This is a genomic window from Candidatus Sarcina troglodytae, from assembly GCF_015708635.1.
GTDB lineage: Bacteria > Bacillota > Clostridia > Clostridiales > Clostridiaceae > Sarcina > Sarcina ventriculi.
Window position 1 is genome coordinate 1,671,675 of the sequence record NZ_CP051754.1, and the last position, 12,179, is coordinate 1,683,853.

Consider the following 12,179-nt stretch of genomic DNA (forward strand, 5'->3'; position numbering starts at 1 on the left):
ATTTTCATTTTTAATCATTCCTTAAATTTCATCTTCTGTAAACACTTCTATATTATTTTCTTTTAAAAGTTTAGTAGTTATACCATCCCCTACTACTAACGTAGATGTAAAGGAACCATCATATATTAAACCATTTCCACAAGAAGGACTTTTTGCTTTTAAAATAGCCTTTTTTACATTATTACTTTTTGCTATCTTTAATACTTCATTAGCACCATTTAAAAATTTTTTTGTTAAATTTTTACCTTCTTTATTTATTATTTCAATATCTCCATTCTCTTTTTGAATTAACTCACAAGGAATTCTTGGAGTGCCTAAACCAGCTAATTCCTCAGGGCATACCATAATAAATTTTTTATTCTTTAAAAATTCTATAACCTTCTTATTTTTATTATTGCCACCATTATATTTGCAATTAATCCCTAAAAGACAAGCACTTACTAAAAACATCCATTATCACCTCTTAAAATTTATGTCTATATAGAATATAAAAATACAATAAACACAAAATATTATTACACAATGCTTAAATATCTTAAATAAGTTTTATATTTTCTAACAAATGTTTCTAGTTTATTTAAATAAGCATTGAAATAAAAATATAAGTTTAGGGGTGTTTAAAATTATGAAAAAAAACAATATGAATGAAATAAAAAATAATCTAAACAACATGAAACAAGATATAAAAGATAGCTCTAGGTTAATAAAAAATCAAATGCAAAACTCAGCTCAAAATATTAAAAATAATACAGCTAACGCTATGACACACATAAAAAACGGTGCCTCTGCCGCTAAGCATGATATTACAGAAGGAATTAAAGAATTTAGTAGTAATACTGCCGAAGGAGTTAAAGATTTTACTAATGAAGTAAAAAAAATCTTTAATTCAAAAGAAAATCAATATAATAATTCAATAACTAACAATATAAAAAATACTTCTATGCCAAACCAACATCAACAACCTACAGCTACACATAGTGACAACAACTTTTCATTAAATAAAAATGAAAATTCTATAACTAGCCAAACTAATAACAACTCTATGCAATAATTTTTTACACTATATGGATTGTAATTTATTTTTGCAATCCATATATTCTATTTTCTAGGAACAAAGCTATCAAATATATAACCATCTGCACATATCTTAGCCTTACTAAGCTCATTTTCATTTTTAATAGTCCAAACAAGTATAGGAGTTTTAAAAATTTTTTTACTAAATGATACCATAAAATTAGGCAATCCTTTTAATTCATAAGAAATATAATCTGGTTTACTCTTAAAATCAAGTAAAAGATTTGCTAAAATAAATTTTTCATATCCTTTAAATCCTAGATAATTTTTTGGACTTGCAGACAATTGTCCCCTTATAATTTGTGGTTGATTTTTAACATACCAATTCAATATAAATGGATCAAAGGATTGTATAGCATATTTACCCTTATATTTTTTTAAAAGCAAAAATGTTTCCTCTGCTAATTTTTCATTTTGATTTCCATGCTTAATTTCGACTATTAATGGTACCTTTCCATCTATTTTTTTTAAAACATCTTCAAAAAGCGGAATAGTTTTTTCTGTATTACTAAGTTTTAAAGTTTTTAGTTCTCTATACTCTACATCACATACATTCCTATTATCTCCCGTAACACGTTTTAAATTATCATCATGAAAAACAACTAATTTTTTATCCTTTGAAAATTGGACATCAAGCTCTATTCCATATCCGTATTTTATTGCATTATCAAAAGCTTCCATAGAATTTTCAGGAAATTCTTTATTAAATAATCCCCTATGCGCAAAATATCCATTTAAAAGCCAAGTCATATCTTTTTTTAATAATTTCATCTTAATTCTCCTAAAATATAATGTACTATTCACTAAAAAATATTTTATTTATAAACTTATAAAATTTTTTAATTATATTTTATCATAACATTTAATTGATAATAATTTTTATCATGAAATTCACTTTAAATATGGTGTTATTTTACTAATAAAATAATCTCCATTCCAAATTTCTATCTAATTATTTACAGGAACAAAACTGTCAAATATATATCCATCTGCCAAATCCTTTATATTTTCTAATTCATCATTATTTCTTATTGTCCAAGACAATATAGGAACTCTTAGAATTCTAAATATTTTTATCGCTAAATTATCTACATCATAACTATCTATAGATAAGAAATCCACCTTGTATTCTAAAAAAAATTTTTTAAAATCCAAAACTAAATTCTCACAATGTCTAAACGTTTCTATCCCTGTGTACTTTCCTATTAATTGCCCTGTTAATACATTACATCCCTTATTTTCTTTAAACCATTTTAACACGCATGTATCAAAAGATTGTATAGCATATTTTCCATTATAATTTTCAAGCAAATCAGCTACACTCGCTCCAAGTTCTAAAATATTACTGCAATTTTTTATTTCAATCAAAAGAGGAACATCTCCATTTACTATATTTAGAACTTCTTCTAAAAGTGGGATTTTTTCCTTACTATTTAAAAGATCTAAACTTTCTAATTCCTCATATGTTACATCTTCTATTTTTCTTAAATCTTTTGTAAGTCTTTCTAATGTATAATCATGAAACACGATAACCTTTTTGTCCTTTGTAAACTGAACATCTAATTCTATTGCGAAACCATTTTTTATCGCATTTTTAAAAGCTTTAATAGAATTTTCAGGTAAATCATCATTGTTAAAAAGTCCTCTATGAGCAAAATAACAATTTCTAAGCCAAAGCACTTTTTCTTCTCTTCTCATTATAGTAAAGACAGTAAAAAATAAAAAATATATTAAAGTAATTATAGCCACTATTTTAAATAGCTTTTTTCTAACTTTACTTTTAAAATTTATGACCTTTATAACATTTTTTCTCATATTATATTAACCTACAATTTCAAACTAAATTATTTGTAATTATTAACATATTATATAAATTTTAATAATGAAATAAGTTTATATTCTTTCTTAAAATTCGATGAATTTTTCCATACTCTTTTGCAATTTTATTGATAAATAAGTATAATTTAAAGATAGTTTATTATAAAAATTTAATTATTCTTGAAAGGATTAAAACATGGTTAATAATAAAAACACAAAACTTTATTTATTATTAAGCTTCGTTATTCCTCCTATTATACTTTTTATTGCCTTATCTTTTGCTAATATAGGCCCTTTAGGTAAAGAAAGTATTTTAGTTGGCGATATGTATAAAATATATGCTAAGTTTTATACTGGTTATCAGGATATGTTTAGAACTGGTAATTTTGTTCAAATATTTTATACATGGAAAATAGGTCTCGGCCAAAGCTTTGTAGGAAATTTTGCTTACTTTTTAGCAAGTCCATTTTCATTAATTGTACTTTTATTTCCAAGTAGCATGATGTCTACTGCATTATTGGTTATGACTCTTGTAAAGATAGCTTTTGAAGGATTAACTTTCTCTCTTTACATAAAATATGTACATAAAAATATAAACATATTTACTGTCATGTTTGCAGTTATGTATTCACTTATGTGCTATGTAATAGTATATTTTTTAAACATTATGTGGCTTGATGGACTCATTTTTATGCCATTAATTTTAATTGGAGTACATAAAATCATAGAAACTAAAAAAATTAGATTCTTTATTATTTTCTTAACAATAATGTTTATATCCAATTTTTACTTATCTTATATGATAGGAATTTTTACTTTCATATATTTTATAGCTATATACATAAATAGAGACGATACATCTAAAAAAGGTTTTAAGAATTTTCTTAGATACTTTTTTAAATTTATGTTAGGAGCAATAATAGCTGCACTTATATCCTGTATTTTATTAATACCTGCTTACTTTTCTCTTAAAAATGGTGGAGGACTTGAATCTAATCCTATTATAAATACCTTTAGATTTAGTACATTTGCCGAAAAGTTATTTTTAGGAACTTATGATGAAATATCCTTTGGTGCTCCTAATATTTATTGTGGGCTTATCCCCCTTATTTTAGTAATACCATTTTTCTTAAATAAAAAAATATCTTATAAAGAAAAATTAACTTACTTTATAATACTAGCTATATTTATACTTAGTTTTTCTACGCCTATTATAAATTTTGCTTGGCATTGTTTTAATAGTCCTGTTTGGTATATGTTTAGGTACTCGTTTATATTTTCTTTTGTGGTCTTAATTATAGCGTACAAAGCTTTTATAAATATAGAATATACAACAAATAAAGTTATCATTATATCTTGTGCAATATTGCTTAGCATGCTCATTGGTATATTTTTTATATATGATGACAGCTTGATAATTCTTATAAATATTGTTTTTATAATTATATATATGTTTTTATTGTTGCTTTATAAAAACAAGAACCATTTATCAAAACCTGATATAATTATAATTTCAGCTCTTATATTTGTTGCTGTTTTATGTGAAACTACTATAGCTTGTAGATGCTACTTAGTTGATGTACATAGGGAAGTTGGCTCTTATAAAAGCGACACTTACAGTGATTTAATTAAGTACAGAGATGATGTTTCTTATTTAAATAATCTAAATAATAATGAATTTTTTAGAACAACTACAAATACTACTGATTTAAATACAGGTATGGCTCTTAATGCAAATGGTTTATCTATAAGCACAACTTTTTCTAATCAAGGATTAAACAAATTTCTAACAAATGATTTTGGTGTTCAAAATGATAACTCATATACAACACTTATGCACTGGAATAGTAATCTTTTATTAGATTCTGTTTTAAATATGAAATATGTTTTATCTAATGATTATTTAGGGTCATCTTACATAAAACTAAATAGCCCAGTTGGAGTTATAAATGAAAATCCTTATGCTCTTTCTTTAGGTTTTGTGGTAAGCGATTATACATTAAATAATAGCCTAACCTTTACTAATAATTATTTAGAAAATGATAATATACTTTTAAATGCTTTTGAAGGAATAAATCTTTCAAATCCTAACTTTATAAATTATATGTCACCTATTACTAATTATTCACTTGAACTGAATAATCTAGCTAAATATAATGATAAAATGGTTACGGATATAAATCCTAATAAATCAAGCAACATTATAATAAAATATACAGCTCCTTACAGCGGAGAATTTTATTTAAATATTCCAAACTCAGATAAATTAACATCATATGTTTATGCTAACAATAAATATCTAGGTGATTATGGTAGTTTCTTTTGCAGGAGTGTTTTAGACCTTGGATATCTAAAAAAAGGTCAGGAAATGACACTTGCCATAGACTTTAATCAAGATGTAGATTTTAATCTTGATAGCATAGAATTATATGGTCTTAATTTAGAAACATTTAACAAAACAATATCAACGCTAAAAAAACAAGAAATTCAAAACTTAAAAGTTACTAATACCACAGTTAGCGGAAATGTAACTGTATCAAATGATAATCAAGCTTTATTTTTATCAATTCCTTATGATACTAGCTGGAAAGCTTATATTAACGGAAAACAAGTAAAAACTTATAATTTCAATTACTTAACTGAAATTCGTCTTCAAAAGGGAACACAAAATATTTTACTTAAATTTGTTCCTCAAGGCATTTATTTAGGGATAATTTCATGTATTATAGGTTTGGTACTTCTATTTATTATTATTATTTTTGAAAATTAATATTATAAAATTTATTGACAAATTTATTTATTAAAGATATATTGTATATAATAATTTTAAAACGTAAAAATATTGATAGGAAGAGTAATTTAAGTTATAAACCTTTTAAGCGAATGAGGGATGGTGTAAGCCTCATAAAGGCAACTTTTATGAAGAACATCCTTGAATTTCTAACCGAAATCTCTCCATTAGATAGTAGGCTTAGACGGTGTCTTACCGTTAAAAAAGAGAGATATTGAAAATTACATTTTATTCAATATTGTTTAAGAGAGCTTTTTAGCTAATTTTAGGTGGTACCGCGGAAAACTTTTAGACCTTTCGTCCTATTATATAGGATGAATAGGTCTTTTTTAATTTCCACATAAAATAATATTGTAAAAGCATAATTATTGTTATATTTGCAATAAATAGAATATAAAAATATATTTAAGATTTAATAATTAAACATTTTAAAGGAGATAATTTATGAAACAACAAACAACATCAAAAGTATTTATTCCTGATAGTTATGTACAAACTTTATCATTAAAAGAAACAGAAATCGCAATAAAAAAGGTTAAAGATTTTTTTGAAAATTCTTTATCTAAAGCTTTAAATTTAACTAGAGTATCAGCTCCACTATTTTTACCATACGGTTCTGGGCTTAATGACAATTTAAACGGTGTAGAACGCCCTGTTTTATTTGATATTAAGGCTACAAAAGGTGATGTTGAAATAGTCCATTCTTTAGCTAAGTGGAAAAGACTTGCGCTTAAAAGATATGATTTTAAAACATATGAAGGCTTATATACAGATATGAACGCTATAAGACGTGATGAAGATTTAGATAACCTACACTCAATATACGTTGATCAATGGGATTGGGAAAAAATAATAACTAACGAAGATAGAAATTTATCTTATTTAAAAGATAGCGTTAAAGCTATATATAAAGTTTTTAAAGATACAGAAAATTATGTAGCTACACTTTATCCACATATAGAAAAAATATTGCCAGAAGAAATAACATTCATAACCACTGAAGAACTTTATAATATGTATCCTAATTTATCACCTAAAGAACGAGAAAATGCTATTTGTAGAGAAAAAAAAGCTGTATTTTTAATAGGTATTGGAGACACTCTAACATCTGGTTATAAGCATGATGATAGAAGCCCTGATTATGATGATTGGAATTTAAATGGAGATATTCTTTTTTATTATCCAGTTTTAGACAAAGCTTTTGAACTATCATCTATGGGAATAAGAGTAGATAAAAGCACTCTTTTATCTCAATTAAAAAAAGCTAATTGTGAGGATAGAGCTAATCTTGAATTTCACAGTCTTCTTTTAAATGATAAGCTACCTCAAACATTAGGTGGAGGCATTGGACAATCTAGAATATGCATGTTTTTCTTAAGAAAAGCACATATCGGAGAAGTTCAAGCAACTGTCTGGGACGATTTCACTTTAGAAAAATGCTCACAAAATAACATTAAACTTCTTTAAAATATATTTATCTTTTATAAAATGCTGATTTTAGAAAGAATAAAATAGTTTAATATTTAATTCAATCTCTCTAAAATCAACATTTATTTTAGATACCCCTTAAATTAAATGGTAACTTAAATTACCGTTTTTTTTTTTTTTAAGTTTTATAATTAACTCATGTTAAATAGAAATTACATTGATTAAATATAAAAACTAAAAAAAGGAGTACTAATTATGAACAATAATTTGTCATTAATGAATAATAAACTAAACAATCCATCTGAAAGCACAACTCTTATGCAATGGCCAATACAAATTAAACTTATAGGAACTGTAAACCCCAAATTTGATAATTGCGATCTTTTAATCGCAGCTGATTGTACAGCATATGCTTATGCTAACATACATAATGAATTTATAAAGGGTAAAGTTACTCTTATTGGCTGCCCTAAATTAGATGCAGTTGATTATTCTGAAAAACTTACAGAAATACTTACTAAAAATGCTATAAAATCTATAACAGTTCTACGAATGGAAGTTCCATGCTGTGCTAACATGGTTAATGTAGTGAAAAAAGCCATAGAAAACAGCACTAAAAATATCCCATTAAAAGTATCTATTGTTTCAGTTGATGGAAAACTTAAATAACTTTTTACTTATTCATGGCTTTAAAGATTTTTTTAAAATCTTTTAAGCCATCTTCTATTTCTTCTCTTGTGAAATTTGCTTTTAATAATTCTTCATCTTCTTTCTCATTTAATGTTTCATAAAACCAAGTTCCTATATTAAAAACTCTTGGTGTAATATTTTTTTTAGCTTCTTCAAAAAGAAAATTTTCTCCCTCATTAAACTTTCCCTCTGCTACTAATTTTTTTAAAACAATATATATCATATCATCCCCAGATAAACTCTCAAAATCTAAGAATTTATCTTGTTTTTGTTTATAAAAAAGACCCATCTTTTTCACTTCCTTTTAATTTTTATTACATAAAAATATTTTATACAAAACCTTTATTTTATTCAAATAGTAATTATAATTTTTAGGTCAACATTGTTGACTATTATAATCGATATTGCTATAATTTAAACTGAATTAAATTTTGTCCAATATATAAAATATGAAATTTAAACTTATTTTTATTGCATATAAGATAAGTTAACGCATAAAACTACAAAATGGGGTGTTAATATGACAAAAAAAATAACAGTTGGAAATTATTTAATAAAAAGATTAAAAGAATTAGGAATTAAAGATGTCTTTGGTGTCCCAGGTGATTATAATCTTCTATTTTTAGATCAAATAGATGATGCTGAAAACCTAAATTGGATAGGAAATTGTAACGAATTAAACGCTTCTTATGCAGCTGATGGTTATGCAAGAATAAATGGAATGGGAGCATTAGTTACAACTTTTGGTGTAGGAGAACTTAGTGCCATAAATGGAATAGCAGGTTCTTATGCAGAACATGTTCCTGTTATAAAAATTGTCGGAATGCCTTCTACTACAGTTATAAATAATAAAAAACTAGTTCATCACACTCTAGGTGAAGGAATATTTAATAATTTTTCTGAAGCCTTTAAACAAGTTACTGTTGGAACTTGTATATTAGATGACCTAGATAAAGCTTCTAAAGAGATAGATTCTATTCTTTGCAAATGTTATTATGAAAAAAAGCCAGTTTATATAGGTCTTCCTATCGACATTAGTGGTGCTGAAATTTTAGATAATGATTCTCCACTTTCTCTTAGCAAATTTGAAAGCGATAAAAAAACTCTAGAAAAATTCACTGAAAACTTACTTAATAAAATTAATAATGCTAAATTTCCTATGATTTTAACTGATTTTGAAGTTAATAGATATGGTCTAAATAATGAACTTTTAAATTTTGTTGAAAAATCAGGTTTACCTGTTGCCTCTCTAGGACTTGGAAAAGGAGTTATAGATGAAACTCATTCCCAATTTATCGGAACATACAATGGAACTTTAAGCAATGATTACATAAAATCTATAGTTGAAAAAGCTGATTGCTTTATACTTATTGGAGTAAAACTTACAGATTCAATTACTGCTGGATTTAGCTTCATTCATAATCTAAACGATATTGATATAATAAATATTCATCCACTATTTTCAACTCTTGATAATAAAACCTTTAGTAATATTTACATGAAAGACATATTAACAAAATTAGCATCTAATGTTACATCTAGAAATTTTAAAAAGGAAAATATTAATATCGAAGAAGATATTCCTTGTGACGAATTAAATTCTAGTGAAATCTTAACTCAAAAATCTTTCTTTAATAAGATTAATAATTTTATTAAACCTAATGATGTACTATTGGCTGAACAAGGAACTTCATTTTTTGGAGCTTGTACATTAAATCTTAAGGAAAATTGTATGTTTGTTGGACAACCTCTTTGGGGTTCAATTGGATACACCTTAGGTGCACTACTTGGAACTCAAATAGCTGATAAAACTCGCCGTAATATTCTCTTAATAGGCGATGGATCATTCCAATTGACTGCGCAAGAATTATCAACTATACTATACAACAACTTAAACCCTATTTTGTTTATTATAAATAATGATGGATATACTGTTGAAAGATATATACATGGAGCAAATAGGCACTATAATGATATAAATATGTGGGATTATAAATCACTTCCTCAAGTATTTAATGGTTCTTCTAAAAGTGTATCATTTAAAGTTACAAGTGCTAAAGAATTAGATACTGTTTTAAACAAAATAAATAACATAAAAGATAAACTTGTATTAGTTGAAGTAGTTATGGGAAAAATGGACGCACCAAAATTATTAAAGAATTTATCAGAGAAATTTTCTAAGCAAAATCAATATTAAAATATAAAATAACAAAAATAGTTGTAAAATTTATAAACCCCATTTATCATATATAAGTGGGGCTATATTACTTTTAATAATTATTTATTATGCGAATTTTAGGAGAAAATAATGAATAATAATGATTTAGATGATTTATTAGTTTTATTCTATTATGGATATAAAACATTCACAAGTGAACCAGATAGAATTTTAGAAAAATATAAAATACAAAGAACTCATCATAGGATTTTATTTTTTATAAATAAATTTCCTGGAATTAGTGTTAATAAACTTTTAAAACTTTTAGATATAAGCAAGCAAGCCCTTCAAACCCCTTTAAAACAACTTATTGATATGAATCTTGTCGAAAGCTCTAAATCTGAAAAAGACCAAAGAATAAAAGAACTTCGTCTAACCTCTTCTGGAACTAAACTTGCTAACGAATTAACAAAAGTACAAAATAAAAAAATGAATGCTATCTTTAACTCTTTAGGTTATGAATATAAAGAGAATTGGAAAACTGTTATGAAAAAATTAGCTTCTGATATAGATGGATATTCTATATGGGAAAAAAATACATATAAACATTAGAAATAATTATATTTCAATATAAAAAGGTAGTATCAAAGTAAATTGATACTACCTTTTTAATACTTATTAATTCATATAATCTATGCTTTTTTCTTTCCCTTGCTTAAAACACCTACTATTATAATAGATATAACCATAAGAACTATAAACACAGAGAATCCTGTTGAATATCCTTCAGTTCCTGACACAAAACTTGCCATCACAATTGGTATTATAAATCCACCTAATGCTCCAAGACCTCCAATCCATCCTGTAGCTCCTCCTACAGCATGTGGAACAGCATTTGGAACTATTTTAAATACTCCACCATTGGCAATACCCATTCCTATAGCTAAAATTACAACACCTACTATTGCAAATCCTATAGAACCTGCAAATGTCATAAAGATTGCTCCAATAAGTGCAATAACTAATGCTATTATTGTAACCTTTTCTCCACCTTTTTTATCTGCTAGTTTTCCACCATATACTCTTATAAGTGAAGTTAAAAGTGAATACATTGCAGTCAGTACACCTGCTGTAATTGTTTTTGTTCCAAAGAAACTTGTCCAATAAGTTGGGAACCAACTTGTTAAAGCTAAAAATCCTCCAAAAGTTGCAAAATATATTATAACTAAAGCCCATGTTTTCCATGTTTTTGCTGATGTTACTAAACTTTCACTTACTTTATCATTTGGAAATAACTCTTGACCGTATTCTTTATTAGCTATTTCCTTAGCTTTTTCCTTTGATACACCTTTTTTTATTAATTGAAAATACCAAGCATTCTCTGCTACAAAACAATATGCTATTGTACCTAATATTAAAAATATTAACCATGCTAAATAAGATCCTGATAATCCTAATAATGGTAATGCTATTATAGGTAAAATAAGAGAAAATATTCCTGGAGCTAAGTTACCAAATCCAGCATAAGCGCCTAACGCTACACCTTGCTTACTTTTAGGGAACCAATATGATGTTTGACTAGCTCCTACTGAGAATGTTGCTATACCGCATCCTGATAATATACCAAATATAAATAATAATGAATAATAATTACCCAAACTATCTCCAAAGAAAGCAACTAGAATATATAAGCCTGACATTCCTATAATTGATAATATAAATAATACTATAAATGGTTTTTTTCCACCTGTTGTATCAACCCAAGCCCCAAAAGGAATTCTAAGAAGGGCACCAGATAAATTAGGTGCAGCTACTAATAATGCCAATAATATAGGATTTAAATCTTGAAATACACCTTTAAAAACAGTTGCAGTTGAACCATAAAGAGCTACTGCTGCAAATCCTACAAAAAACCCTAAAGTCGTTCCTACAAGACCTCTAGTTGAGCTTCCTCTTAAATTATAATTACTCATTATTTTCCTCCATTTCTTTTATATTTTGTTATTTTTTTAACTTTATTGTTTAAAAATTAACTTTTACCACTAGATGGTATCATACAAGAATCTTTCAAACTGTGATATTAATCACGTTTTATTGAAAATTTATAATTTGTTTATAAATTTCATAAATAAGTATATTATAGTTAAATTGTATTATATTTCTTATAAAATATATTGGTAAAATTATTATCAAATCCATCATAATTACATATCAATATAA

General features: G+C 25.9%; 10 protein-coding genes, 1 pseudogene and 1 other annotated feature. Of the genes and pseudogenes, 6 read left to right on the plus strand and 5 right to left on the minus strand.

Annotated features, from left to right (window positions below; genetic code table 11):
* Nucleotides 1-21 precede the first annotated feature (21 nt).
* Complete coding sequence (locus HH195_RS07600) at nt 22-450, minus strand: 2-thiouracil desulfurase family protein (protein ID WP_058992105.1); 429 nt, start codon at nt 448-450, stop codon at nt 22-24.
* Between the two features lie 175 nt (nt 451-625).
* Between HH195_RS07600 and HH195_RS07605 the strand changes: the two genes are divergently transcribed.
* Nucleotides 626-1,051 (plus strand): hypothetical protein, encoded by a 426-nt coding sequence (locus tag HH195_RS07605; protein WP_196370574.1) that lies wholly within the window; start codon nt 626-628, stop codon nt 1,049-1,051.
* A gap of 47 nt (nt 1,052-1,098) precedes the next feature.
* On the opposite strand, the gene HH195_RS07610 is transcribed toward HH195_RS07605, so the two are convergent.
* Nucleotides 1,099-1,845 (minus strand): glycerophosphodiester phosphodiesterase family protein, encoded by a 747-nt coding sequence (locus HH195_RS07610; RefSeq protein WP_196370576.1) that lies wholly within the window; start codon nt 1,843-1,845, stop codon nt 1,099-1,101.
* Nucleotides 1,846-2,022: 177 nt separating this feature from the next.
* Nucleotides 2,023-2,889: a glycerophosphodiester phosphodiesterase family protein gene (locus HH195_RS07615; RefSeq protein WP_196370578.1), complete on the minus strand. Its 867-nt coding sequence runs from the start codon at nt 2,887-2,889 to the stop codon at nt 2,023-2,025.
* A 199-nt stretch (nt 2,890-3,088) separates the two neighbouring features.
* Here HH195_RS07615 and HH195_RS07620 point away from each other — a divergent pair, with 199 nt between their 5' ends.
* The 3 genes and pseudogenes from HH195_RS07620 to HH195_RS07630 all read left to right on the plus strand — a co-directional run.
* Nucleotides 3,089-5,662 (plus strand): YfhO family protein, encoded by a 2,574-nt coding sequence (locus HH195_RS07620; RefSeq protein WP_196370580.1) that lies wholly within the window; start codon nt 3,089-3,091, stop codon nt 5,660-5,662.
* 63 nt (nt 5,663-5,725) lie between these two features.
* Nucleotides 5,726-5,991: a binding site (T-box leader), on the plus strand.
* Between the two features lie 136 nt (nt 5,992-6,127).
* Nucleotides 6,128-7,150, plus strand: coding sequence for an aspartate--ammonia ligase (gene asnA, locus HH195_RS07625; RefSeq protein WP_196370582.1), 1,023 nt, complete (start codon nt 6,128-6,130; stop codon nt 7,148-7,150).
* A 258-nt stretch (nt 7,151-7,408) separates the two neighbouring features.
* A pseudogene (locus tag HH195_RS07630) lies at nt 7,409-7,780 on the plus strand (ferredoxin); the annotation flags it as partial.
* Nucleotides 7,781-7,784: 4 nt separating this feature from the next.
* Here the strand turns inward: HH195_RS07630 and HH195_RS07635 are convergent.
* Complete coding sequence (locus HH195_RS07635; RefSeq protein WP_055257325.1) at nt 7,785-8,090, minus strand: DUF6483 family protein; 306 nt, start codon at nt 8,088-8,090, stop codon at nt 7,785-7,787.
* Nucleotides 8,091-8,321: 231 nt separating this feature from the next.
* On the opposite strand from HH195_RS07635, the gene HH195_RS07640 reads away from it, so the two are divergent.
* A complete protein-coding gene (locus tag HH195_RS07640) occupies nt 8,322-9,998 on the plus strand; it encodes an alpha-keto acid decarboxylase family protein (protein WP_196370584.1) in 1,677 nt (558 codons plus the stop codon).
* Between the two features lie 111 nt (nt 9,999-10,109).
* A complete protein-coding gene (locus tag HH195_RS07645) occupies nt 10,110-10,571 on the plus strand; it encodes a MarR family transcriptional regulator (RefSeq protein WP_196370586.1) in 462 nt (153 codons plus the stop codon).
* Nucleotides 10,572-10,651: 80 nt separating this feature from the next.
* Here HH195_RS07645 and HH195_RS07650 read toward each other — a convergent pair whose 3' ends face one another.
* Entirely contained in the window at nt 10,652-11,932 is a 1,281-nt protein-coding gene (locus HH195_RS07650; protein ID WP_055257328.1) for an MFS transporter, read from the minus strand.
* Between the last annotated feature and the right edge of the window lie 247 nt (nt 11,933-12,179).